Source organism: Massilia sp. P1_C10 (assembly GCF_056406475.1).
Window position 1 is genome coordinate 188,246 of sequence record NZ_JBFUAC010000001.1, and the last position, 25,461, is coordinate 213,706.

The following is a 25,461-nucleotide window of genomic DNA, read 5'->3' on the forward strand; positions in this document are numbered from 1 at the left end:
CATGCTGCTCTGGCTCGCACAATTCTTTCAGCAGGACCTCGGTCCGCTTCGGATCTTCAACTTCATCACCTTCCGTGCGGTGTTCGCCACCATTACCGCGGTGGTGATCGGCCTGGGCGCCGGCCCGTTCGTGATCCGCTGGCTGACCCGCATGAAGGTCGGCCAGGCGGTGCGCACCTACGGTCCCGAAACCCACCTGGCCAAGCACGGCACCCCGACCATGGGCGGCGTCCTGATCCTGATCTCGATCGGCGTGTCGACCATCCTGTGGTGCGATTTCTCCAACCGCCTGATCTGGCCGGTGCTGGTCGTCACCCTCGGCTTCGGCGCCATCGGCTGGGCCGACGACTACCGCAAGGTGGTCTACAAGGACCCGGAAGGCATGCGCTCGGGCGAGAAGTATTTCTGGATGTCGCTGATCGGCGTCGCCGCGGCCTTCTACCTGGCGTTCTCGGTGTCTGCGCCGACCCCGATCAAGGTATGGGAACTGTTCTACGCGTGGGTGCGCTCGGGCTTCTCGATGTCGCTGCCGCCCAAGGCCGACCTGATCGTCCCGTTCGTGAAAACCATCAGCTACCCGCTGGGCGTGTGGGGTTTCATCGCGCTGACCTACTGCGTCATCGTCGGCACCTCGAACGCGGTGAACTTCACCGACGGCCTCGATGGCCTGGCAATCATGCCGACCGTGATGGTCGGCTCGGCGCTCGGCCTGTTCGCCTACCTGACCGGTTCGGCGACCTACTCGAAATACCTGTTCATTCCGCACATCCCGGGCGCCGGCGAACTGCTGATCTTCTGCGGCGCGATGGCCGGCGCCGGCCTGGCCTTCCTTTGGTATAACGCGCACCCCGCGCAGATGTTCATGGGCGACGTCGGCGCGCTGGCGCTGGGCGGCGCGCTCGGCACCATCGCCGTCATCGTGCGCCAGGAGATCGTCCTGTTCATCATGGGCGGCGTGTTCGTCGCCGAGACCCTGTCGGTGATCATCCAGGTGTCGTGGTTCAAGTTCACCAAGAAGCGTTACGGCACCGGGCGGCGCGTGTTCCGCATGGCGCCGCTGCACCACCATTTCGAACAACTGGGCATGAAAGAGACCAAGGTTGTCGTGCGATTCTGGATCGTCACGATGATGCTGGTCCTGGTCGGCCTGTCCACCTTGAAGTTGCGCTAATGAGCTACGCGGGCAAACAGGCACTGGTGCTGGGACTCGGCGAGTCCGGGCTGGCAATGGCGCAATGGCTGGCCCGTTGCGGCGCCGCCGTGCGCGTGGCCGACACCCGCACCGAGCCGCAACGCCTGCATGCGCTGCGCATGGCCGTGCCGACCGTCGAATTCTTCTGTGGCGAATTCACCGACGCGCTGCTCGACGGCGTCGATTTCGTCACCCTCAGCCCGGGCCTGGCGCCGCAGCGCGAACTGCGCACCATCGTGCCGACCGCGCGCGCACTGGGCATTCCGGTGTGGGGCGAGATCGAACTGTTCGCCCAGGCGCTGGCGCAGCTGAAGGAAGACCGCGGCTACGCGCCGAAAGTCATCGCCATCACCGGCACCAACGGCAAGACCACCGTCACGAGCCTCACCGGCCTGCTGTGCCAGCGCGCCGGCCTGTCGACCCGCGTGGCGGGGAATATCAGTCCGGCCGCGCTCGACGTGCTGCGCGAATGCCTCGACGCCGATGAATTGCCGCAGGCGTGGATCCTCGAGCTGTCCAGCTTCCAGCTGCATTCGACGTTCAGCCTGGAGGCCGATGCGGCCACCGTGCTCAATATCACCCAGGACCACCTCGACTGGCACGGCGACATGACCTCGTACGCCGCCGACAAGGCGCGCATCTTCGGCAAGCGCACGGTGCGCGTGCTCAATCGCGACGACGACGTCGTGATGCGCATGGCCGCGCCGGGCACGCCGGACGTCAGCTTCGGCGCCACCGCGCCGACCGTGCCGGGCGACTTCGGCCTGGTCGCCGAGCGCGGCGTGCTGTGGCTGACCCACGCCGTTGCTGGCGAAGAGAGCGAACAGAAACGCAAGAAGGGCGCCTTGCCGGAGCCGGTCGAAGTGATCGTCAACCGCCTGATGCCGTCGGACGCGCTGCACATTCGCGGCGTGCACAACGCCACTAACGCGCTGGCCGCGCTGGCGCTGTGCCGCGCGATCGGCCTGCCGATGGCCCAGCTGCTGCACGGCCTGCGCGAATACAAGGGCGAGCCGCACCGGGTCGAGCTGGTCGCCAGCATCGACGGCGTCGACTACTACGACGACAGCAAGGGCACCAATGTTGGCGCTACCGTCGCCGCGCTGGTCGGCCTGGGCAAGGCCTTCGGCGGCGAATCGCAAAAGATCGTGCTGGTCGCAGGCGGCGACGGCAAGGGCCAGGACTTCGCGCCGCTGGCCGAGCCGTGCGCGCGCTACGTGCGTACCGTGGTGCTGATCGGGCGCGATGCGCCGAAACTGCGCGAGGCGCTCGAGCCGTCCGGCGTCGAGCTGATCGACTGCCGCACCTTGCCGGACGCGGTGCAGCGCGCCGCCGCGGCGGCGCAAAGCGGCGACGCCGTGCTGCTGTCGCCGGCCTGCGCCAGCCTGGACATGTTCACCAACTACGCGCACCGCGCCCAGGTGTTCGTCGATGCCGTGCGCGAACTCGCTCTGTCGAAAGGCCAGGAGATCTGATGGCCTTCCAGATTCCATTCAAATTCTCCGGCTCCGCGTCCGACGCGCTGGTGAGCAGCCGCGCGCGCGCGTCGAAGATGATGGAATACGACCAGCCGCTGGTCTGGGTCACCCTGCTGCTGATGCTGTTCGGGATGGTGATGGTGTATTCGGCTTCGATTTCGCTGCCCGATTCGCCAAAGTTCGCCGCCTATAAAAACACATACTTCCTGCAGCGCCAGGCGGCCTTCATCGCCGTGTCGCTGATCGCGGGATTGTTCGTTTTCCGCGTCAAGGTCGCCACCTGGCAGCGCCTCGCGCCGTGGCTGTTCGGCGTCACGCTGGTCCTGCTGGCGCTGGTGTTCGTGCCTGGCCTGGGCGTGAGCGTGAACGGCGGCCGCCGCTGGATCAACCTGATCGTGTTCAAGCCGCAGCCGTCCGAGATCATGAAAGTGGTGGCGGTGCTGTACGCGGCCGACTACACGGTGCGCAAGCAGCAGTACATGCACAAGCTGACCAAGGGCTTCCTGCCGATGGCCGGCGCGATCGGCCTGGTCGGCCTGTTGCTGCTGCTCGAGCCGGACCTGGGCGCCTTCGGCGTGATCGTCTGCATCGCCATGGGCATCCTGTTCCTGGGCGGGATCAACGCGATCTGGTTCGGCGGCATCGGCGCCGTGCTGGTCGTGATCTTCAGCACCATCATCGCGCTGTCGCCGTTCCGCCGCGCGCGCATGTTCGCCTACCTCGACCCGTGGCAGGAAGACAATGCGCTGAACAAGGCTTACCAGCTGACCCACTCGCTGATCGCCTTCGGCCGCGGCGAGCTGTTTGGCGTGGGACTGGGCGGCAGCGTCGAAAAACTCCACTACCTGCCCGAAGCGCACACCGACTTCCTGCTCGCCGTGATCGGCGAGGAGCTGGGCCTGATGGGCGTCCTGATCACCATCGCGATGTTCTACTGGCTGGTCAAGCGCGCCTTCGACATCGGCCGCCAGGCCATCGCCATCGACCAGACCTTCGCCGGCCTCACCGCCAAGGGCATCGGCATCTGGATCGGCGTGCAGACCTTCATCAACATGGGCGTGAACCTGGGCCTGCTGCCGACCAAAGGCCTGACCCTGCCGCTGATGTCCTACGGCGGCACCGGCGTATTCATCAACTGCGTCGGCCTGGCGATCCTGCTGCGCATCGATTACGAAAACCGGGTGATGATGCGCGGAGGCCGCCCATGAAGCGCCTGATGATCATGGCGGCCGGCACCGGCGGGCATATCTTCCCGGGCATCGCGATCGCGCAGACGATGCGCGCGCGCGGCTGGGAAGTCACGTGGCTGGGCACCGCGCTCGGCATGGAGCAGGACCTGGTGCCGAAACACGGCATCGAGATGGACACGATCGATTTTTCGGGCATGCGCGGCAAGGGCCTGCAGCACACCCTGTCCGGCGCCTTCAAGCTCACAACCAGCTTCGCTTCCTGCCTGCGCTTCATCGCGCGCCGCAAGCCGAGCGTGGTGCTGGGCATGGGCGGCTACGTCTGCGTGCCGGGCGGGCTGATGGCGCGCCTGCGCCGTGTGCCGCTGGCGCTGGTCAATGCCGACGCCGCGCTGCTGTTGTCGAACAAGACGCTGACGCCGCTGGCGCAGCGCGTGATGTTCGGCTTCCCGGCCGATTTCGGCCGCGCCGCCGGCAAGGCCAGCGTCACCGGCAACCCGGTGCGCAAGGAGATCCTCGATGTCGAGTCGCCGCAGACCCGCTTCAACGGCCGCGAAGGCGCCTTGAGGATCCTGGTGGTCGGCGGCAGCCTGGGCGCCAAGGCGCTCAACGACGCGGTGCCGGCGGCGCTGGCGCTGATCCCGGAAGCGACGCGTCCGACGGTCACCCACCAGTCGGGCAAGAAGAACATCGAAGCATTGGAAAAGTCGTACAAGGACGCGGGCGTCGCCGCCAACGTGGTCGCCTTCATCGACTACATGGCGGCGGCGTACGCCGAAGCCGACGTGGTGATCTGCCGCGCCGGCGCGATCACCATGTCGGAGCTGACCGCGGCCGGCGTGGCCAGCGTGCTGGTGCCGTTCGTCGCCAGCACCACCAGCCACCAGCGCGACAACGCGCAGTGGGCGCAGACCCAGCACGCGGCGATCCACCTGCCGCAGAACGAATTGAACGCGGCCCGGCTGGCCGAGCTGCTTGGCGGCCTGTCGCGCGGCGAATGCCGCGACATGGCGCTGGCGGCGCATGCCGTCGGCAAGCGCGACGCCAACGAGGCGATCGCGGACATTCTGGAACAATTGGCGGGACCGAATTCATGAAACACAAGATCAAGAACATTCACTTCGTCGGCATCGGCGGCAGCGGCATGAGCGGCATCGCCGAAGTGCTGCTCAACCTGGGCTACAAGGTGTCCGGCTCGGACCTGGGCAGCAATGCCGCGACGGTGCGCCTGGAATCCCTGGGCGCCAAGGTCACGCTGGGCCACGACGCGGCCAACGTGGCCGGCGTCGACGCCGTCGTCACCTCGACCGCGGTGAACGAAGCCAATCCCGAAGTGGTGGCCGCGCGCGCCGCGATGATCCCGATCGTGCCGCGCGCGATCATGCTGGGCGAACTGATGCGCCTGAAGCGCGGCATCGCGATCGCCGGCACCCACGGCAAAACCACCACCACCAGCCTGGTCGCGTCGGTGCTGGCCGCCGGCGACCTCGATCCGACCTTCGTCATCGGCGGCAAGCTGACCAGCGCCGGCGCCAACGCCAAGCTGGGCACCGGCGAATACATCGTGGTCGAGGCGGACGAATCGGACGCTTCGTTCCTGAACCTGGCGCCGATGATCGAAGTGATCACCAACATCGACGCCGATCACATGGACACCTACGAGCACGACTTCGAAAAGCTGAAGATGGCGTTCGTGCACTTTACCCATCGCCTGCCGTTCTACGGCCGCGCCATGCTGTGCATCGACGATCCGCACGTGGCGGCGATCATCCCGCACGTGACCAAGCCGGTGACCACCTACGGCTTCTCGGCGCTGGCCCAGGTGCGCGCGATCAACGCCCGCGCCGACGGCCTGCAGATGCGCTTCACCGTGGTCCAGCAAGGCTACCCGGACACCGACTTCGTGCTGAACCAGCCCGGCCTGCACAACGTCGCCAACGCCTGCTCGGCGATCGCGATCGCGCGCGAAATCGGCATCGAAGACAGCGCCACCCAGCGCGGCCTCGAAGGCTTCAACGGCGTCGGCCGCCGCTTCACCCGCTACGGCGACGTCGCCATTCCGGGCGGCGGCAGCTTTACCCTGGTCGATGATTTCGGCCACCACCCGATCGAAACCGAAGTCACGCTGGCGGCCGCGCGCGGCGCCTATCCGGGCCGCCGTATCGTGCTGGCGTTTCAGCCGCACCGCTTCAGCCGCACGCGCGACCTGTTCGAAGACTTCGTCAAGGTGCTGTCGACGCCGGACGTGCTGGTGCTGGCCGACGTCTACGCCGCCGGCGAAGCGCCGATCGCCGCCGCCGACGGCCGCGCCCTGGCGCGCGCGCTGCGCGTGGGCGGCAAGATCGAGCCGATCTTCGTCGAATCGATCGCCGACATGCCCGACACCATCATGAACGCGGTGCGCGACGGCGACGTCGTGATCACCATGGGCGCCGGCTCGATTTCCGGCATCCCGAACAAACTCACTTCTTACGCAAAGGCCTGACCGTGAGCGCTCCTTCCAACATTGACGTCAAGGCACTCGGCAAGGTCGGCGTGCTGTTCGGCGGCCGCTCCGCCGAGCGCGACGTCTCGATCATGTCCGGCACCGGCGTGCTGGCCGCGCTGCAAAGCCGCGGCGTCGACGCCCATGCCTTCGACCCAGCCCAGCGCAGCCTGGCCGAGCTGGCCGCGGAGAAATTCGACCGCGTGTTCATCGCGCTGCACGGCCGCTTCGGCGAAGACGGCAGCCTGCAGGGCGCGCTCGAACAGCTCGGCATTCCGTACACCGGCAGCGGCGTGATGACCAGCGCCGTCGCGATGGACAAGATCACCACCAAGGTGATCTGGCTGATGCACGGCCTGCCGACGCCGAAGTACGCCACCCTCGAAGCGGGCGCCGACCTGGCCAAAGTGGCGGCCGACCTGGGCCTGCCGCTGATCGTCAAGCCGCCGCTCGAAGGCTCGACCATCGGCATCACCAAGGTCAACGCCGCCGGCGAGTTCCAGGCCGCCTACGACCTGGCCGCGAAATACGACGAGTTGGTGCTGGCCGAGGAATTCGTCACCGGCCGCGAGTTCACCGTGACCGTGCTCGGTCGCGGCAAGGATGCGCGCGCGCTGCCGATCGTCGAGATCGTCGCACCGCAGGGCAATTACGATTACCAGAACAAGTACTTCACCGACGACGTGAAATACCTTTGCCCGGCGCCGCTCGATGCGGCGATGGCGGCCGAGATGTCGCGCATCGCGCTCGCGGCCTACCGCGCGCTGGGATGCGAGGGCTGGGGCCGCGTCGACGTGCTGCTGCGCGCCTCCGACAACCGTCCGTTCCTGCTCGAAGCGAATACTTCGCCGGGCATGACGACGCACTCGCTGGTGCCGATGGCGGCGCGCGCCGACGGCATCAGTTACGAAGATTTGTGCCTCGAGATCGTCGCGTCGGCACGTTTGAAAATGGTAAAGGCATAACAAGATGTGGCAGGACGCCCGCGCTCTGAACGCAACCGCCAACGGCCTGATGGCCGGGGTGGTGCTCGCGTGCATAGCCTCCGGCGTGTGGTGGGTGTCGCAGCGCCCGATGTTCACCCTGAAGACGGTGCGCGTCGAGAGCATGTACGACATGGAACTGAAACGGGTGAGCGAACTGACGGTGCGCGCCGGCGTGCTGGGCAAGATCAAGGGAAATTTTTTCACCACCAACCTGGAGCAGGTGCGCACGGCGTTCGAAGCGGTGCCCTGGGTGCGGCGCGCGCAGGTGCGGCGCGAGTGGCCGGACCAGCTGATTGTGTCGGTCGAGGAGCATGAGCCGCTCGGCACGTGGGGCGAGGACGGACGCCTGCTGTCGGTCAAGGGCGACGTGTTCACCGCCAACCTGGCCGAGGCCGACGAGGATCATGCGCTGCCGCAGTTCGACGGTCCCGACGGCAGCGAGAAGGAAGTGCTGGCGCGGTTCGCCGAGCTGCGTTCCTGGTTCGCGCCGGTGCAGCTGGTGCCGGAAGCATTGAGCCTGTCCACGCGTTATGCGTGGACGGTGACGCTCGATAACGGCATGCAGGTGGCGCTGGGCCGCGAGAAGGATCACACCACCTTGCGCGACCGCGTGCAGCGGCTGGTGAAGATTTATCCGCAGCTGGCCGCGCGCGTGCAAAGCATCGAATCGATCGACATGCGTTACCAGAACGGGCTGGCGCTGGCGGCGGCGGGACTGAAAATTCCGAAAGATGGAAGCAAGCCTGTGAAGGCCGTCGCAAAAATGATTACCACAACAACCAAGAAAACCAGCAAGCACTAGGCCCCTGCAAAATGACAAAAGACGCTAAAAACCTGATCGTCGGACTCGATATCGGCACCTCGAAAGTGGTGGCCGTGGTGGCCGAAGTGATGTCCGACGGACGCCATGAAGTCATCGGACTGGGCCAGCACGAGTCGCGCGGCCTGAAAAAGGGCGTGGTGGTGAACATCGAGGCGACGGTCGAATCGATCCAGCGCGCGCTCGAAGAAGCCGAGCTGATGGCCGACTGCAAGATCCGCAACGTCTACGCCGGCATCGCGGGCAGCCATATCCGCTCGTTCAATTCGAGCGGCATGGTCGCGATCAAGGACAAGGAAGTCACCTCGACCGACGTGGCGCGCGTGATCGAAACGGCCAAGGCCGTGAACATCCCGACCGACCAGCAGCTGCTGCACACCGTGCCGCAGGAGTTCATCGTCGACAGCCAGGAAGACGTGCGCGAGCCGATCGGCATGAGCGGCATCCGCCTCGAAGTGCGGGTGCACATCGTCACCGGCGCGGTGTCGGCGGTGCAGAACATCGTCAAGTGCGTGCGCCGCTGCGGCCTGGAAGTGTCGGACCTGATCCTGCAGCCGATGGCCTCGGCCGACGCGGTGCTGACGGCCGACGAGAAAGAGCTGGGCGTGGTCCTGATCGACATCGGCGGCGGCACCACCGACATTGCGGTGTTCTCGGACGGCGCGATCCGCCACACGGCGGTGATTCCGATCGCCGGCGACCAGATCACCAACGACGTCGCGATGGCGCTGCGCACGCCGACGTCGGAAGCGGAAGAAATCAAGATCCGCTACGGCGTCGCCAAGCAGGTGCTTGCCGATCCGGGCGAGACGCTGGAAGTGCCGGGCCTGGGCGACCGCGGTCCGCGCAACCTGTCGCGCCAGGCGCTGGCGGCGGTGATCGAGCCGCGCGTCGAAGAGCTGTTCGCGATGGTGCACCAGGTGGTGCGCGAGTCCGGCTACGAGGGCGTGCTCTCGTCGGGCATCGTGCTCACCGGCGGCACCGCGATCATGCCGGGCATGGTCGAAATGGCCGAAGACATTTTCCTCAAGCCGGCGCGCCTCGGCACGCCGGACTACCGCGGCCAGCTGGCCGACGTGGTGCGCAGCCCGCGCTACGCGACGGTCCTCGGGCTGCTGCTCGAGGCGAAGAAACAGTACCTGCGCGGTCACATCGTGACGCGCCAGGACGGCTCGGTGAAGGCGGTGTGGCAGCGGATGAAAGAGTGGTTTTTAGGGAATTTCTAGGCGGGGCGGGGCGGTACAGGCAGGCGGTTCGGGTTCGGGTTCGGCAGCAAAAAATTTGAACACATTTTATTTATTTAACTGAAGTCGCGGTTTTCAATCTCCAGGTTTCATGCCAATGCTATGAGTCCTGGCGCTTGGAAACGGCAATTTGATTAGGAGTTTCATCATGGAGTTCGATATGGTCGACAACGCAGCACTGGGTACTATCATCAAGGTCGTCGGCGTCGGCGGCGCGGGCGGCAACGCGGTTCAGCACATGATCAACAAGGGCGTGTCCGGCGTTGAATTCATCGCGGCGAACACCGATGCGCAGGCACTGGCCGCTTCCAGCGCGCACAACGTGATCCAGATCGGCGAGTCCGGCCTCGGCGCCGGGATGAAGCCGTCGGTCGGCCGCCAGCTGGCCGAAGAATCGCGTGCCCGCATCGAAGACTCGTTGCGCGGCGCGCACATGGTCTTCATCGCTGCCGGCATGGGCGGCGGCACCGGCACCGGCGCCGCGCCGATCGTCGCCGAAATCGCCAAGCAGATGGGCGCTCTGACGGTGGCCGTGGTGTCGAAGCCGTTCTCGTACGAAGGCCAGAAGTGCATGGACATCGCCGAGGCGGGCCTGGACGAACTGACCAAGCACGTCGACTCGCTGATCATCATCCTCAACGAAAAGCTGGAAGACATCTACGAAGATGAATCCATGCTGGACTGGATGAAGCACGCCGACGATGTGCTGAACAACGCGGTTGCGGGTATCGCCGAAATCATCAACGTGCCGGGCCACATCAACGTCGACTTCAACGACGTCAAGACCATCATGGGCGAGCAGGGCAAGGCCATGATGGGCACTGCGACCGCGTCGGGCGTGGACCGCGCGCGCATCGCCGCCGAGCAGGCAGTCGCTTCGCCGCTGCTGGACGGGATCGACCTGTCGGGCGCGCGCGGCGTGCTGGTCAACGTGACCGCCAGCCGTGGCCTGAAGGGCAAGGAAATCAAGGAAGTCATGGCCGCGGTGCGCGCGTTCGCGGCGCCGGATGCGTCGATCGCGCAGGGCATCGCGTACGACGACAACATGGGCGACGACATCCGCGTGACCGTGGTGGCGACGGGCCTGGGCAAAGCCAAGAAGGCGATGCAGCTGGTTCAGCAGCCGATGAAGATGACCGGCACCCACAACACGCCGCTGATGGCGTCGGCCGCCGGCCTGCACGCGTCGGCCGGCATCACGATGGGTTCGGCCTCGGTCGGCCATGACGCAGGCATGAAGCAGCCGGCCGTGTGGCGCCGCGAGCAGGCATCCGAACAGGTGCAGGCGATGCAGCGTAACGGCGTCGAGACGTACGACATCCCGGCCTTCCTGCGCAAGCAAGCCGACTAAGAGCACGCGCCGCGCCCCGGGGGGGACGCGATCGCATGAAAAGAAGGGACCTGTCCGCGAGGGCGGGTCCTTTTTATTTGTCGATTAATGTTGCGGCAGGTGAATTATGCGATATATTGCATAATTGCAACGATGTCCGGAAACTCACCGAAGAGAGAGCCATGACTCCAACCCTGTTTTCGCGCGCCCGCCTGCTGGCCGCGTCCTTGCTGCTGTTCGTCTCGTTCAGCGCCTCCGCGGCGGTTCCCGGCGCCGGAGATACGCCGCCCGACCGCATAGGAACCTCGTTCGACGGCGACCCCGTACTGCTGTCCAAATACAAGGGCAGCGCGGTGGTGGTTTCGTTCTGGGCCACGTGGTGTCCGTACTGCCTGAAGGAGCTGCCGATCCTCGATGGCATCCAGCGTGTCGGCAAAGAGCGCGTGCACGTGATCGCGGTGAATACCGAGGACCGCGATGTATTCCGAAGGGTTCGGCGCCTGCTGGACGGGAAGCTCGCCATCGACCTCGTGTACGACCCGGGCGAGACCGCGCAAGCGGCGTTTGGCGTCAAGGGCATCCCGCACATGGTGATCATCGGCCGCGACGGCAAGATCGTCGCCGTGCACCGCGGCTACGGCGAATCGAGCCTTGATGCCATCACCGCGGATATCAACCGCGCGATCGGCGCAGCGCCGGCCGGCGGGGCGCCGTAAGCCCGCCGCCTGCAAGAAAATCCGGGATCAGGCATACTGCTGTCACTTCCACAATCTGATCCCAGGAGTCTTGAATGACCATCAAAATCGGCGACAAACTGCCAGAAGGCACGCTGGCTGAATTCATCGAAACCGAAACCGAAGGCTGCTCGCTCGGCCCGAATAAATTCTCAGTGACCGAACTGGCCAAGGGCAAGAAGATCGCGATCTTCGGCCTGCCGGGCGCTTACACCCCGACCTGCTCCGCACAGCACGTGCCAGGCTACGTCGCCAACGCCGACGCCTTGAAGGCCAAGGGCGTCGACGAAATCTGGTGCATCTCGGTCAATGACGCTTTCGTCATGGGCGCGTGGGGCCGCGACCAGAAAGCCACCGGCATTGTTCGCATGATGGCCGACGGTAATGGCGACTACAGCAAGGCGCTGGGCCTGGACGCCGACTTCTCGAAGCACGGCATGGGCACGCGCTCGCAGCGCTACTCGATGCTGGTCGAAGACGGCGTCGTCAAGCAGCTCAACGTCGAAGGCAAGGGTTTCGAAGTGTCGAACGCCGAAACCATGCTGGCGCAACTGGCCTAAGCCTTTTTCGCAGCGACACCAGGACGGCGCCGCGGCGCCGTTTTTCGTTTTACCGAGATCGTTTCATGGAACAGACACTGACCACCGCGCGTAGCGCAAACCTGCGCAGCATCTACATGATGCTGGCCGCCGTGACCCTGTTCTCGGCGATGGACACCGTGATGAAACTGCTGTCGGAGCACTATCCGGCGATGCAGGTGGCGTCCCTGCGCGCGCTGGTATCGCTGCCACTGGTGTGCGCCTACGTCGCCTGGCGCGGCGCCTTCGCCACCGCCCTCAACATCCGCTGGAACATGCACCTGGCGCGCGCGGCGATGGGCGTGACGATGCTGGCGCTGTTCGCGTTTGGCCTGCAGACGCTGTCGCTGGCCGAAGCCTATTCGATCTTCTTCATCGCGCCGGCCCTGATCACCGCGCTGTCGGTGTTGTTCCTGAAAGAGCGCGTCAACCCCGCGCGCTGGGCCGCCATCGTGGTCGGCATGGCCGGCGTGCTGGTGGTGCTGCGCCCGAGCGCGGCGGGCTTCTTCACCCTGGGCGGGCTGGCCATCCTGGGCGCCGCGACGATGTACGCGATCTCCGCGGTCACCGCGCGCATCCTGTCGCGCACCGACCGCAGCGAGCACCTGGTGCTGTCGCTGATCGTGATGATGTCGATCGGCGCCACGGCGCTGGCGGCGCCGAACTGGGTGCCGGTCCGCGCCAGCGACACGATGCTGCTGTGCGTGCTGGCGGTCAGCGGCTTCCTTGGCCAACTGGCCATCACCGAGGCGTTCGGCTCCGGCGAAGCGTCCAAGGTGGCGCCGTTCGAGTATGCGGCGCTGGCCTGGGGAGTCGGTTTCGACTGGCTGCTGTGGCACACGCTGCCCGACCGCTACACCCTGATCGGTGCCGCGATCATCATCGCCAGCGGCCTGTACCTGATCCGCCACGAAGGCGGGCACGCCGAAGCCGAGCATCCGTAGAGCAGCTATAATCGCCGGATGCTCAAACAAAGAACCATCAAACAGCTGGTACGCACGATCGGCGTCGGCCTGCATTCCGGCACCAAGGTCGAACTGACGTTGCGCCCGGCGGCGGTCGACACCGGCATCGTGTTTCGCCGCGTCGACCTCGACCCGGTGGTCGAATTTCCGGCCAGCGCCGGCGTGGTGGGCGACACCCGCATGGCCTCGGTCCTGATCAAGGACGAGGCGCGCGTATCGACCGTCGAACACCTGATGTCGGCCTGCGCCGGCCTCGGGATCGACAACCTGTACGTCGACGTGTCGGCCGAAGAGATCCCGATCATGGACGGCTCGGCCTCGTCCTTCGTATTCCTGCTGCAGCAGGCCGGCGTGCAGGAGCAGGGCGCTGCCAAGAAATTCATCCGCGTGCTGAAGGACGTCGAAGTGCGCCACGGGACCGGCGACAACGAGAAGTGGGCGCGCCTGTCGCCGCACGACGGGTTCAAGCTGGACTTCTACATCGAATTCAACCACCCGGCGGTGGACGGCACCACTCAGCGCGCGCTGGTCGATTTCGGCGACGTGTCATATGTGCACGACGTGGCGCGCGCGCGCACCTTCGGCTTCATGCAGGACGTGGAAAGCCTGCGCGGCATGGGCCTGGCGCGCGGCGGCTCGCTGGAAAACGCCATCGTGATGGACGAATACCGCATCCTCAATTCGGACGGACTGCGCTACGAAGACGAATTCGTGCGCCACAAGATCCTCGACGCGATCGGCGATTTGTACCTGGTGGGGCATCCGCTGCTGGCCAGCTATCACGCGCACAAGTCGGGGCACGCGCTCAACAACCAGCTGCTGCTGGCGCTGCTGGAGCGGCCGGACGCGTACGAAATCGTCTCGTTCGACGCGCCGGGCAGCGCGCCGGCCTCGTATGTGCGCCAGATGGCGCGCGAGTGGGCGCTGACTTAAAGCTGGGGGTTGGGCCCCGATACCATTGAGTTGACTTGAATTCAAGCCGCGGCGCCAAGCCCGGGGTCAGGTCCGGCGGACCTGACCCCGTGTATTGACGCCGGCGCTCGAAGCAGCGCCGCGTGTCCGATAGCTTCACTTGAAGGCGTCAGGGGGAGACCCCGGATTAAATCAGCGGCGCCTGGCCGCCATCGCCTTGATCGCCGCTATCAGCTTGGCGTTGGCCGGCGTGTCCGGCAGCGTCTCGCCCAGCTCCGCAAACGCATCGACCGCCGTCTTCGGAAAGTCCAGCTGGCGCGTGTGCACGACCGGCGCGATGCTGCGCGTGACCTGCACCTTCAGCTTGATGTTGTTAATCTGCCACCCGCGCTTCATCAGCGCCGCCTGCAGCTTGGGCAGCTGCTGCTTCAGCTTGGCCGCCACCGCCGAGGTCGGCGTGGCCAGCACCAGCTGCGCATCCTCGAACGACAGCACGTCGCAACTGGCGAACATCGGCGGCAGCGCGTCGGCGCAATCCTTCTGCAGCCGCCCCATGCGCATCGCGGTCGGCAACAGGCTTGCCATCCGGGCATTGGCGCCGAGAAAGTCCGTCGCGCCGATCGAAGTCTGGCGCGATTTGGTCCCGTAGATGTGGCCGGAAAATTGATTGGAAGTAGTAAACCGCATGAGCCGCAAGATATCACAGGCGGCCTCGGCTTGCGGCGGAATGTCGGGAAAGGGTCAGAATGGCAACTTTCTTTTCCCGCCGTACTTGTTATCCAACCGTATATCCCCAAGTGTGGCCGGATCGCATGATAAAATCACCCTCTTTTTGCCATAGGCGGGCTCCGGACGATATCTTTTTGATATCATTCCAGCTCTTTTTCGCGGCGCATTTTTAAGAATTCAAAGCATGTCCTTACTGACCCAGATTTTCGGTAGCCGCAACCAGCGGCTGCTCAAGCAATACAAAAAGACAGTTGCCCAGATCAATGCGCTCGAACCGCAGATGGAAGCGCTGTCCGATGCCGAACTCCAGGCGATGACGCCCGATTTCAAAAAGCGTGTCGCCGCCGGCGCCTCGCTCGACGACCTGCTGCCGGAAGCGTTCGCGGTGTGCCGCGAGGCGGCCAAGCGTGTGCTCAAGATGCGCCACTTCGACGTCCAGCTGATCGGCGGCATGGTGCTCCATTACGGCAAAATCGCCGAGATGGGCACCGGCGAGGGCAAGACGCTGATGGCGACCCTGCCGACCTACCTGAACGCGCTGTCCGACAAGGGCGTGCACGTCATCACCGTCAACGATTACCTGGCGCAGCGCGACGCCGAGTGGATGGGCCGCCTGTACGGCTGGCTGGGCCTGACCACCGGCGTGAACCTGTCGCAGATGGACCACGACACCAAGCAGCAGGCCTACGCGTCCGACATCACCTACGGCACCAACAACGAATTCGGCTTCGACTACCTGCGCGACAACATGGTCTACGAAGCGCGCGAGCGCGTGCAGCGCAGCCTGAACTTCGCCGTGGTCGACGAAGTGGACTCGATCCTGATCGACGAAGCGCGCACCCCGCTGATCATCTCCGGCCAGGCCGAGAACCACACGGACCTGTACCACAAGATCAATGCGGTGCCGGGCATGCTGACCCTGCAGATCGGCGAAGAGACGCCGGACGGCAAGGGCGTGGTCGAAGTCCCCGGCGACTACACCAAGGACGAGAAGGCGCACACCGTGCTGCTGACCGAGGCGGGCCACGAGCACGCCGAAGCGATCCTCACCAACATGGGCCTGCTGCCGCCTGGCGCCTCGCTGTACGACGCCGCCAACATCACCCTGATCCATCACCTGTACGCGGCGCTGCGCGCCCACGCGCTGTACCACAAGGACACGCACTACGTGGTGCAGAACGATGAAGTGGTGATCGTCGACGAATTCACCGGCCGCCTGATGACCGGGCGCCGCTGGTCCGACGGCCTGCACCAGGCAGTCGAAGCGAAAGAGGGCGTACGCATCCAGAACGAGAACCAGACCCTGGCCTCGATCACGTTCCAGAACTACTTCCGCATGTACAGCAAGCTGTCGGGCATGACCGGCACCGCCGACACCGAAGCCTACGAGTTCCAGGAGATCTACGGCCTCGAGACCGTGGTGATTCCGCCGAACCGTCCGTCCAAGCGTATCGACCGCCAGGACCAGGTGTACAAATCGGCCGACGAGAAATACGGCGCGATGCTGGCCGATATCCGCGACTGCTACGAGCGCGGCCAGCCGGTCCTGGTCGGCACCACGTCGATCGAGAACTCCGAGCTGCTGTCGGGGATCCTGACCAAGGCCAACCTCGAACACAACGTCCTGAACGCGAAGCAGCACGCGCGCGAAGCGGAAATCATCGCGCAGGCCGGCCGTCCGAAGATGATCACCATCGCCACCAACATGGCGGGCCGCGGCACCGACATCGTCCTGGGCGGTAACGTCGAGAAGCAGATCCAGCTGATTGAAGCCAATCCCGACCTGACAGACGCCGACAAGGCCGCGCAATCGGCCAAGCTGACCGACGAATGGCAGTCGCTGCACGACCACGTGGTCGGCGCCGGCGGCCTGCACATCATCGGCACCGAGCGCCATGAATCGCGCCGCGTCGACAACCAGCTGCGTGGACGTGCCGCGCGCCAGGGCGATCCGGGATCGTCGCGCTTCTACCTGTCGCTGGACGACGCGCTGCTGCGCATCTTCGCCGGCGACCGCGTGCGCGCCATCATGGACCGCCTGAAGATGCCGGAAGGCGAACCGATCGAGGCGGGCATCGTGTCGCGCTCGATCGAATCGGCGCAGCGCAAGGTCGAGGCGCGCAACTTCGACATCCGCAAGCAGCTGCTCGAATACGACGACGTCGCCAACGACCAGCGCAAGGTGATCTACACCCAGCGTAACGAGCTGCTCGAGACGACCGACATTTCGGAACTGATCGCATCGCTGCGCGTCGGCGTGTTCACCGACGTGGTGCGCGCCTTCGTGCCGGCCGAGTCAGTCGAAGAGCAGTGGGACATTCCGTCGCTCGAGAAGGTGCTGGCGAACGACTGGAGCCTGGCCGTTCCGCTGACCGAGATGCTGGCGGCCGACCAGAACCTCACCGACGACGACATCCTGGAAAAAGTGATCGAGGCGGCCGACGCGTCGTACGACGCCAAGATCGCTATCGTCGGCAAGGATTCGTTCGGCAGCTTCGAGCGCAACGTGATGCTGCAGAGCGTAGACTCGCACTGGCGCGAGCACCTCGCCGCGCTGGACCACCTGCGCCAGGGTATCCACCTGCGCGGTTATGCGCAGAAGAACCCGAAGCAGGAGTACAAGCGCGAAGCGTTCGAACTGTTCGGCAGCATGCTCGACCAGATCAAGAACGAAGTGATCCGCATGGTCATGACGGTGCGCATCCAGTCGCGCGAGGAAGTCGAGGCGGCGGAAGCGGCGATGGCCGCGCAGCAGGCGCACATCGAAAACGTCAGCTACCAGCACGCCGACTTCAACCCTGACGCGGCGCCGGAAGACCTGCTGGCGCCAGTGGCGGCGGCTGCGGACGACGGCACCACCTACATGGGCATGAAGGTCGGCCGCAACGATCCTTGCCCTTGCGGCAGCGGCAAGAAGTTCAAGCAGTGCCACGGCAAGCTGGCGTAACTGCCGGCAGCGCAGTCACTGCAAACGAAGCGGCAGGGTGAAAGCCCCGCCGCTTTTTTTACGTTCGGGCCGGGGAGGCATACATGGCGTTACGATGGATTCTGCCGGGCGGCGCGCTGACGCTGGCGGCGGCGGTTGCCTCGGCGTCGTCCGCGCTCGGCCCGGCCGCGCAGCGGGGCGTCGCCGACGGGCGATCCGAATTCCGTGCGGTGTTCTGTCAGCTGATGCAGCGCGACCATCCGGGCGCCGGCTGCAACGACTGGCTGCGGCGCTTTCCGGACGAAGCAGCGCCTGCGGCGGTTGCTCCGGCGACCAGCCACGCGCCCGCGGTAAACGTCGTGATCGTGGGCGGACTGTTCAGCGAATGCCTGCCGGCCGGTTTCACCTTCGGCGATGCGACGCTGCGGCTGCGCGCCGGCGGCTATCGCGTCAGCCATGCGCCGGTCAAGGGACGGGCCGGCGCCGACGTCAATGCCGCGATCATCCGAGGGCACGTGGCGCGGGAACGGGCGGCGGTTCCTGGCGTGCCGCTGGTGATCGTCGCCTACTCGAAAGGTGTCGCCGACACCATGACCGCGCTGGCGGCGTATCCCGAGCTGGCCGGCAGCGTCGCCGCGTTCATCAGCGTGGCGGGTGTGGTCAACGGCTCGAGCGCCGCCGACAAGTCGCAGCGGCTGTATGGCGTTACCGCCGGCTTGCTGCCCTACGCGCGCTGCCCCGGCGGCGATGGCGGGGAAGTGCGCACCCTGACGCACGACTACCGGCGTGCCTGGCTCGCGACGCACCGATTGCCGGCCGCGCCCTTGTATTTTTCCATTGTGGGCCTGCCGGCTCCGGAGCGGGTCTCGTCCGTGTTTTCCGTGTTCCGGCACGGCCTGGCGCGCATCGATGCGCGTAACGACGGCCAGATGATCTATGCAGACGCTATCCTGCCGCGCAGTGAATTGCTCGGCTACGCCAACGCCGACCATTTCGCCATCGCCTTGCCGATGGCGGGCGCGCGCCTGCTGGGCGTCAACCGCAATGATTTTCCGCGCCCCCAGCTGATCGAGGCGGCGGTCCGCGTCGCCGAGGCGCGCCTGCGGGCACGCGCCCCGCGCTAACGCTACGCCTGGCGCACGCCTGGTCCGAACAGCTTCTCTTCGTGCCACAGCGTGACGAACAGCGTCATCACCACCGGCCCGATGAACAGTCCCACCAGGCCCATGGTCTCGACGCCGCCGAGGATCCCGAACAGCACCGCCAGGAACGGCAGCTTGGTCGCGCTGCCGATGATGGTGGGCCGCACGAAGTGGTCGGCGATGAACAGCACGATGACGCCGGCGGCAAACACCGCCAGCGCGGCGCCGGTATGGCCGCCCGCCACCAGGATGCCGGACACGATCAGGAACGCGATCGGCGCGCCGAACGGGATGATCGCCAGGATGCCGGTCGCGGCGCCCCACAGCACCGCCGACGGCACGCCGGCGAACGCGTACACGATCCCCAGCAGCAGGCCTTCGGCCAGTCCGACCAGCACCAGTCCGTTGACGGTGGCGCGGATCGCCGTCGGCACCTTGGTCGCATACAGCTCCCAGCGCGCGCGGCCGACGCAGTGGCTGCCGATCGCGTCCATCTGGCGCACCAGCGCCGGCCCGTCCTTGTAGAAGAAGAACAGCGCGACGAAGGCGAAGCCGATGTCGATCAGCCGGTGCAGCAGGTGCGCGCCGAAATTGCGCAGCAGTTCGCTGGCGGTGTGCAGGCGGCCCACCGAGCCGTCCTGCAGCAGGTGCGCCATGCCGTGCGGCTGGCTCAGGGTATTGGTCCACCATTCGAAGATCGCCGGTCCCGCCATCGGGATGCGCGCCACCCACGCCGGCGCCGCCAGCCCGTTGGTGTTGGCTTCCGCGATGAAGGCCGCCAGCGCCGGCGCCTGGTGCGCCACTTCGGCCAGGCCGACGGCCAGCGGCACCAGGAACAGCAGCGCGCTGGCCACAGTCGCGATCAGCGCCGCCGGGATCGAGCGGTCCCCGCACGCGCGCAAGGCGCGCTCGAACAGCGGCCAGGTCGCGATGCACAGGATCGCGGCCCATACCAGCGGCAGGAAGAAGCGCTGCGTGACGAACGCGGCGAACAGGATGATCGCCAGCGAAAAACAGGTGCTGAGGATGTCGCGCTGGGTTTCACTCATCGGAGCGCTCCGTCATCAAGGGCGGGCCTGGCCAGGCTCGCTGACGATGCGCCAGGTGGTCGGCATGTCGACCGGCTTGCCGTTGACCAGCGCCGGCATGTAAGCGCAGTGCTCCATCGCCGCGAGCAGCGCCTGGTCATAAGCCGGAACCTGGCTCGGTTTGACCAGCGCCAGGTCGGCGACCTTGCCGTCGGCCTTGACGACGAAGCGGATCGACAGTTCGAACGGACGCTCGCCGCGCACCACGTCTTCCGGATAATCCGGCAGCACGCAGCGGCTCTCGATACGGCGCGCCTGCAGTGCCGGCGGCGCGCTCGGCGCCTTCGGTGCATTGAAAGCCGGCAGGGCGATCTGTTTGCCGTTGATGCGCAAGACCCCGCCGCGGAACTCGATGTCGGACACCAGCACATCTTTCTCGATGCGCGCGAAGCCGCCGCCCACCATTTTGCCGATGACGATGTCGTTGATGCTCTGCGCGATCTGGGCGACCGATTGCGGATTCGCGACGCCGCCTTTTGCCTGGGCGCTGGCCTGTTTCTCCGCGACGTTGGCGGCGATGTCCCGCACCATCGCGACCGGTACCCGCACGTTGAAACGGGCGACGATCTTCTTGATCAGCGCCGGAATCGTGGCGAGATCCGCTTCGTTTGCGCCTTCGACGGTCACGCGGCCCTTGAGGATGGCTGTGTTGCCTTTGTAGCCGGCGCTCAGTTCATCGATTTCGAAGGCCGCGCCGCGCTGGATCACGGCCTTGCCCAAGCTCTTGAAGATGGGCTGCATGGCGGCGAGTTGCTGCTCGGGCGTCGCCGCGCTGGCCTGGGCTTTTTCGCCCAGCGCCTTCATCTCCGCAATCGTCGCCTTGTCGATGTTCGTCATGCGCATGGCGAACTTGACGTTGTCGACCTTCTGTTCCATCGCGCTGATGGCCTTGACGCTGAAGCCGTAGGCCATGTCGACCGACTTCGGCCGCTCGATCAGGTCGCCGTGGAACCGGATATCCTCCAGCGCCACCCTGGTGCCGTCTTTCTTGACGTCGATCTGCACGCTGGCGATGCTCGCCTCGCTGGTGCCGAACCAGATATCGCCGAAGCCGCGTTTCTGCTTTGCGGTCAGGGTGATATCGCGCACGGCGACGTGTGCGTCCTTGTCTTCGAAGACCATCGACGGCCACGAACCATGGGTCGTCGCGTTGCGGCTTGCCTTGTCGAGCGAGACTTTCAGCGTCAGCGGCGCCCATTCGTAGTTCTCGCCCGCTTCGCTGGTGTAATGCAGCGGCGCCAGCGTGCCCACGTAATCGTAGCGGCCATTGGCGACCGGCAGCCGCGCCAGCGTCCATGGACGCTCGCTGCCGAATACCGTTTTCAGTTTCTGCGCCGTCTCCGGCCCGTGACGGAACTCGGCGATCGCATCGAGGCGCTCGCGCATCGGCAGCCTGGCTTTGTCCGCAGCCTGCAACTCGCGCATCATCGACGTCATCGCGTCCATCACGGCCGACGGTTTGACCACGGGCCGGTTCGGCGCATCGGCAGCGTGGACAGGCATGCCGGCGAGCGCGACGGCGAGGGTGCTGCTCAGGACGAGAGTTTTCATGGGAAATTATATGTTTGAAAATGTTTTCTATTATCAACTACGTGTTTCTAAAAGTCATCAAGGTATTCGTTAAAGTTAATTGCCACCGCACAAAAGTGTTGGCCTGCGGGAGCAGCATCGCGCTTCTGCGGGGCTGCTGGCGGTACAATATCGGATTCAAATTTTTACGCTAGGGAATCCCATGGCCGTCAACTCCCCGCTCCCCGTCGCCGCCAGCCTCAAGCCGGTCGCCGGCATTGAAATCGGCTTTGCCGAAGCCGGCATCAAGAAGCCGAACCGCAAGGACGTGCTGGTGATGCGCCTGGCGCCCGGAGCGACCGTGGCCGGCGTGTTCACCACCAACCGCTTCTGCGCCGCGCCGGTGCAGGTCAGCAAGGCGAACCTGGCGGCGGTGAACGCCGGCGGCGCGCCGATCCGCGCGCTGGTGGTCAATACGGGCAACGCCAACGCCGGCACCGGCGAGACCGGCCTGGCCAAGGCGCACGAAACCTGCGCCGCGCTGGCCAGGCTGCTCGGCTGCGAGCCGCAGCAGGTGCTGCCGTTCTCCACCGGCGTGATCCTCGAGCCGCTGCCGGTCGAGAAGATCGTCGCCGGCCTGCCCGCGGCCATCGCCAACCTGAAGGCCGACAACTGGTTCAACGCGGCCGAAGCCATCATGACCACCGACACCCAGCCGAAAGCGGCATCGCGCACGGTGACCATCGGCGGCCACGAAGTGACGATGACCGGCATCAGCAAGGGCGCCGGCATGATCAAGCCGAACATGGCGACCATGCTGGGCTACCTTGCGTTCGACGCGAAAGTCGCGCAGCCGGTGCTCGACCAGCTGGTGCGCCACGCCGCCGACCAGTCGTTCAACTGCATCACCATCGACGGCGACACCTCGACCAACGACTCGTTCATCCTGATCGCCACCGGCGCCGGATCGCTGGAGATCGACAGCCTCGAGAGCGCCGATTACGCCGCGCTGCGTGACGCCGTCACCGATATCTCGCGCAACCTGGCGCAGCAGATCATCCGCGACGGCGAAGGCGCCACCAAGTTCATGACCATCACGGTGGAAGAAGGCGCGTCTGTCGAAGAGTGCCGCAAGATCGCCTACTCGATCGCCCACTCGCCGCTGGTCAAGACCGCGTTCTTCGCGTCGGATCCTAACCTGGGCCGCATCCTGGCCGCGATCGGCTATGCCGGCGTGGACGACCTCGATGTCAGCAAGCTCAATCTGTACCTCGACGACGTGTGGGTCGCCAAGAACGGCGGCCGCAATCCGGACTACCAGGAAGCGGACGGCCAGCGCGTGATGAAGCAGAGCGAGATCCTCACCCGCGTCACGCTCGGCCGCGGCACTGCGTCGGCCACCGTGTGGACCTGCGACCTGTCGCACGAATACGTGACCATCAACGCGGACTACCGCTCGTAAGAAGATGACGCCGCTCGAACAGTTGCTCCAGCGCGCCGAAGCACTGCTTCTGCGCGTGGAAGGCGTGCTGCCGCCTGCCGTCCCGCGCGAGCCGGACTGGAAGCGCAGCTTCGCGTTCCGCTGGAAGAAGCGGGGCGGCCACGGCTACCTGCAGCCGGTCGCGCACGTCGCGGCTATCACCTTGTCGGACCTGCACAACATCGGCACGCAGAAGCAGCAGATCGAGCAGAACACGCGGCAGTTCGTGCAGAAGCGCCCGGCCAACAACGTGCTGTTGACGGGCGCGCGCGGCACCGGCAAGTCGTCGCTGATCAAGGCCTGCCTGAACCAGTTCGCCGGCGACGGACTGCGCCTGATCGAAGTCGACAAGGCCGACCTGGCCGAGCTGACCGACATCGTCGACCTGGTCGCCGGCCGGCCTGAACGCTTCATCGTATTCTGCGACGACCTGTCGTTCGAGGAAGGCGAGAGCGGCTACAAGGCGCTGAAGGTGGCGCTCGACGGCAGCATCTCGGCGCAGTCCGACAACGTGCTCATTTACGCCACCTCGAACCGCCGCCACCTGATGCCGGAGCGGATGTCGGACAACGCCGGCTACACCAGCGACGACAATGGCGACCTGCACCCGGGCGAGACGGTCGAAGAGAAGATATCGCTGTCGGAGCGCTTCGGCCTGTGGCTGTCGTTCTATCCGTTCAAGCAGGACGACTACCTCGACATCGTCGCGCACTGGCTGGGCAGCTTCGGCTGCGACGCCGCGCAGGTCGAGGCGGCGCGGGCCGAGGCGCTGCGCTGGGCGCTGCAGCGCGGCTCGCGTTCGGGCCGCGTGGCGTGGCAGTTCGCCAAGGACTACGCGGGCAAGCTGCAAGGGCAGGGCGCATGAGTGATGTGAAGGCGGGCCCGATCGATGTCGTGGTCGGGATCCTGATGAAGCCGAACGGCGACGTGCTGCTCGGCCAGCGTCCCGAAGGCAAGCCGTACGCCGGCTACTGGGAATTCCCCGGCGGGAAAGTCGAAGCGGGCGAAGCGCTGTTCGCGGCGCTGCAGCGTGAATTCGTCGAAGAACTGGGACTGCACGTGGATAGCGCCGAGGAATGGTGCGGCGTCGAACACGTGTACGAGCACGCGCACGTGCGCCTGCATTTTTTCATCAGCCGAGCATGGCGCGGCGAAGCGCAAAGCCTGGAGGGGCAGGCTTTTGCGTGGCAGGGCACGGTCGGCGTCGCGCCGCTGCTGCCGGCAACCATCCCCCTGCTTGAATGGCTGGACCAGCTGCGGTACCCGACCTACCCGTCGGAGACTGCGTCGGCCGACGCTGCGGCGACCCCGCCGGCAAGCGCGTAGGCCGCTCTATAAATCTGTACAAGGATCTCTGTGAAAATCATCGTCTTGGGTAGTGGCGTCATCGGCACCACGTCCGCATATTACCTGGCCAAGGCCGGGCACGAAGTCACCGTCATCGACCGCCAGCCGGCGGCCGGACTCGAAACCTCCTTTGCCAACGCCGGCGAAGTCTCGCCGGGCTACGCCTCGCCGTGGGCCGGCCCGGGCGTGCCGGCGAAGGCCGTCAAATGGCTGCTGATGCAGCACAGCCCACTGGTGGTGCGCCCGGCGCTCGACCCGCAGATGTGGCGCTGGATGTTCCAGATGCTGGCCAACTGCAACCACAAGAGCTATGAGGTCAACAAGGGCCGCATGGTGCGCCTGGCCGAGTACTCGCGCGACTGCCTGGTGCAGCTGCGCGCCGACACCGGCATCGCCTACGACGAGCGCAGCCAGGGCACGCTGCAGCTGTTCCGCACCCAGAAGCAGCTCGATGGCGCGGCCGGCGACATCGCGGTGCTGGACCAGTACAAGGTGCCGTACTCGGTGCTCGATCCGGAGGGCTGTGAGAAGGCCGAGCCGGCGCTGTCGATCGTGCGCGGCAAATTCGTCGGCGGCCTGCAGCTGCCGGGCGACGAGACCGGCGACTGCTTCAAGTTCACCCAGCGCCTGGCCGAAATGGCCAAGGAACTCGGCGTCAAGTTCCGCCAGGGCGTCGACATCCAGCGCCTGACCGTGGAAGGCGACAAGATCACCGGCGTGGTGACCTCGATGGGCGAGCTGAAGGCCGATTCCTTCGTGCTGGCGCTGGGCAGCTATTCGCCGCTGCTGGCGAAGCAGATCGGCATCCGCATTCCGGTGTATCCGGTCAAGGGCTATTCGATCACGGTGCCGATCGTCGATGCGGCCGGCGCGCCGGAATCGACGGTGATGGACGAGACGTTCAAGGTGGCGATCACGCGCCTGGGCGACCGCATTCGCGTCGGCGGCACGGCGGAAATCGCCGGCTACGACCTGACCTTGCGCAAGGCGCGCCGCGACACGCTGGAGCACTCGGTGACCGACCTGTTCCCGCGCGGCGGCGACACCAGCAAGGCCGAATTCTGGTGCGGCCTGCGGCCGATGACGCCGGACGGCACGCCGGTGATCGGGCCGACGCCTTACCGCAACCTGTTCCTCAACACCGGCCACGGCACGCTGGGCTGGACCATGGCGTGCGGATCGGGCCGCGTGCTGGCCGACCTGGTGTCGGGACGCCAGCCGGAGATCGGGCTGGAAGGGCTGTTCATGGATCGCTACGGCAGCGGCAACAAGCCGATCTTCGTGCCGCAGGGCGTGACGGCTTAAAGCAACACCTGGGTCTGACCCCGC

At 65.8% G+C, this 25,461-nt stretch carries 22 protein-coding genes; 19 read left to right on the plus strand and 3 right to left on the minus strand.

Going from position 1 to position 25,461, the window contains the following annotated elements; translation table 11 throughout:
* Position 1: 1 nt before the first annotated feature.
* The 13 genes from mraY to lpxC all read left to right on the plus strand — a co-directional run bounded on the left by mraY (position 2) and on the right by lpxC (position 13,932).
* On the plus strand, positions 2 to 1,171 hold the full coding sequence (gene mraY / locus AC1D02_RS00980) for a phospho-N-acetylmuramoyl-pentapeptide-transferase (RefSeq protein WP_477312782.1): 1,170 nt from the start codon (positions 2 to 4) through the stop codon (positions 1,169 to 1,171).
* A complete protein-coding gene (gene murD / locus AC1D02_RS00985; protein ID WP_477312784.1) occupies positions 1,171 to 2,667 on the plus strand; it encodes a UDP-N-acetylmuramoyl-L-alanine--D-glutamate ligase in 1,497 nt (498 codons plus the stop codon). Before mraY ends, murD begins: the two co-directional genes overlap by 1 nt.
* Positions 2,667 to 3,878 (plus strand): putative lipid II flippase FtsW, encoded by a 1,212-nt coding sequence (gene ftsW / locus AC1D02_RS00990; protein ID WP_477312786.1) that lies wholly within the window; start codon positions 2,667 to 2,669, stop codon positions 3,876 to 3,878. The genes murD and ftsW overlap by 1 nt, the downstream gene beginning before the upstream one ends.
* Positions 3,875 to 4,954 carry an undecaprenyldiphospho-muramoylpentapeptide beta-N-acetylglucosaminyltransferase gene (gene murG / locus AC1D02_RS00995; RefSeq protein ID WP_477312788.1) on the plus strand — a complete coding sequence of 360 codons (1,080 nt, stop codon included), beginning with the start codon at positions 3,875 to 3,877 and terminating at the stop codon, positions 4,952 to 4,954. The genes ftsW and murG overlap by 4 nt, the downstream gene beginning before the upstream one ends.
* Positions 4,951 to 6,342, plus strand: coding sequence for a UDP-N-acetylmuramate--L-alanine ligase (murC, locus tag AC1D02_RS01000; protein ID WP_477312790.1), 1,392 nt, complete (start codon positions 4,951 to 4,953; stop codon positions 6,340 to 6,342). The genes murG and murC overlap by 4 nt, the downstream gene beginning before the upstream one ends.
* A 2-nt stretch (positions 6,343 to 6,344) precedes the next feature.
* Positions 6,345 to 7,307, plus strand: a complete 963-nt coding sequence (locus AC1D02_RS01005; RefSeq protein WP_477312792.1) for a D-alanine--D-alanine ligase — start codon at positions 6,345 to 6,347, stop codon at positions 7,305 to 7,307.
* A 4-nt stretch (positions 7,308 to 7,311) separates the two neighbouring features.
* Entirely contained in the window at positions 7,312 to 8,130 is an 819-nt protein-coding gene (locus AC1D02_RS01010) for a cell division protein FtsQ/DivIB (protein ID WP_477312794.1), read from the plus strand.
* Between the two features lie 11 nt (positions 8,131 to 8,141).
* Positions 8,142 to 9,374 (plus strand): cell division protein FtsA, encoded by a 1,233-nt coding sequence (gene ftsA / locus AC1D02_RS01015; RefSeq protein WP_477312796.1) that lies wholly within the window; start codon positions 8,142 to 8,144, stop codon positions 9,372 to 9,374.
* 166 nt (positions 9,375 to 9,540) lie between these two features.
* Complete coding sequence (gene ftsZ / locus AC1D02_RS01020) at positions 9,541 to 10,743, plus strand: cell division protein FtsZ (protein WP_477312798.1); 1,203 nt, start codon at positions 9,541 to 9,543, stop codon at positions 10,741 to 10,743.
* Positions 10,744 to 10,904: 161 nt separating this feature from the next.
* Positions 10,905 to 11,438, plus strand: a complete 534-nt coding sequence (locus AC1D02_RS01025) for a TlpA disulfide reductase family protein (RefSeq protein ID WP_477312800.1) — start codon at positions 10,905 to 10,907, stop codon at positions 11,436 to 11,438.
* Between the two features lie 74 nt (positions 11,439 to 11,512).
* Positions 11,513 to 12,016, plus strand: a complete 504-nt coding sequence (locus tag AC1D02_RS01030; RefSeq protein ID WP_477312802.1) for a redoxin family protein — start codon at positions 11,513 to 11,515, stop codon at positions 12,014 to 12,016.
* Between the two features lie 65 nt (positions 12,017 to 12,081).
* Positions 12,082 to 12,978, plus strand: a complete 897-nt coding sequence (locus AC1D02_RS01035) for a DMT family transporter (protein ID WP_477312804.1) — start codon at positions 12,082 to 12,084, stop codon at positions 12,976 to 12,978.
* Between the two features lie 18 nt (positions 12,979 to 12,996).
* Positions 12,997 to 13,932: a UDP-3-O-acyl-N-acetylglucosamine deacetylase gene (gene lpxC, locus AC1D02_RS01040; RefSeq protein WP_477312806.1), complete on the plus strand. Its 936-nt coding sequence runs from the start codon at positions 12,997 to 12,999 to the stop codon at positions 13,930 to 13,932.
* Positions 13,933 to 14,103: 171 nt separating this feature from the next.
* Here lpxC and AC1D02_RS01045 read toward each other — a convergent pair whose 3' ends face one another.
* On the minus strand, positions 14,104 to 14,598 hold the full coding sequence (locus AC1D02_RS01045) for a DciA family protein (RefSeq protein ID WP_477312808.1): 495 nt from the start codon (positions 14,596 to 14,598) through the stop codon (positions 14,104 to 14,106).
* Between the two features lie 226 nt (positions 14,599 to 14,824).
* On the opposite strand from AC1D02_RS01045, the gene secA reads away from it, so the two are divergent.
* Complete coding sequence (gene secA, locus AC1D02_RS01050; RefSeq protein ID WP_477312810.1) at positions 14,825 to 17,587, plus strand: preprotein translocase subunit SecA; 2,763 nt, start codon at positions 14,825 to 14,827, stop codon at positions 17,585 to 17,587.
* Positions 17,588 to 17,670: 83 nt separating this feature from the next.
* Complete coding sequence (locus AC1D02_RS01055; RefSeq protein ID WP_477312812.1) at positions 17,671 to 18,690, plus strand: lipase family protein; 1,020 nt, start codon at positions 17,671 to 17,673, stop codon at positions 18,688 to 18,690.
* A gap of 2 nt (positions 18,691 to 18,692) precedes the next feature.
* On the opposite strand, the gene AC1D02_RS01060 is transcribed toward AC1D02_RS01055, so the two are convergent.
* Together AC1D02_RS01060 and AC1D02_RS01065 are read right to left on the minus strand one after the other, a co-directional pair.
* On the minus strand, positions 18,693 to 19,757 hold the full coding sequence (locus tag AC1D02_RS01060; RefSeq protein WP_477312814.1) for an AI-2E family transporter: 1,065 nt from the start codon (positions 19,755 to 19,757) through the stop codon (positions 18,693 to 18,695).
* A 15-nt stretch (positions 19,758 to 19,772) separates the two neighbouring features.
* Positions 19,773 to 21,347 carry a DUF945 family protein gene (locus AC1D02_RS01065; protein ID WP_477312816.1) on the minus strand — a complete coding sequence of 525 codons (1,575 nt, stop codon included), beginning with the start codon at positions 21,345 to 21,347 and terminating at the stop codon, positions 19,773 to 19,775.
* Between the two features lie 181 nt (positions 21,348 to 21,528).
* Between AC1D02_RS01065 and argJ the strand changes: the two genes are divergently transcribed.
* Genes argJ through AC1D02_RS01085 form a run of 4 tightly spaced genes read left to right on the plus strand, consistent with a single transcriptional unit; the run spans position 21,529 to position 25,437 of the window.
* Complete coding sequence (gene argJ, locus AC1D02_RS01070) at positions 21,529 to 22,767, plus strand: bifunctional glutamate N-acetyltransferase/amino-acid acetyltransferase ArgJ (protein ID WP_477312818.1); 1,239 nt, start codon at positions 21,529 to 21,531, stop codon at positions 22,765 to 22,767.
* A gap of 4 nt (positions 22,768 to 22,771) precedes the next feature.
* On the plus strand, positions 22,772 to 23,650 hold the full coding sequence (locus tag AC1D02_RS01075; RefSeq protein WP_477312820.1) for an ATP-binding protein: 879 nt from the start codon (positions 22,772 to 22,774) through the stop codon (positions 23,648 to 23,650).
* Positions 23,647 to 24,111: an NUDIX domain-containing protein gene (locus AC1D02_RS01080; RefSeq protein WP_477312822.1), complete on the plus strand. Its 465-nt coding sequence runs from the start codon at positions 23,647 to 23,649 to the stop codon at positions 24,109 to 24,111. The genes AC1D02_RS01075 and AC1D02_RS01080 overlap by 4 nt, the downstream gene beginning before the upstream one ends.
* A gap of 30 nt (positions 24,112 to 24,141) precedes the next feature.
* On the plus strand, positions 24,142 to 25,437 hold the full coding sequence (locus AC1D02_RS01085; protein WP_477312824.1) for a D-amino acid dehydrogenase: 1,296 nt from the start codon (positions 24,142 to 24,144) through the stop codon (positions 25,435 to 25,437).
* The last annotated feature ends 24 nt before the right edge of the window (positions 25,438 to 25,461 follow it).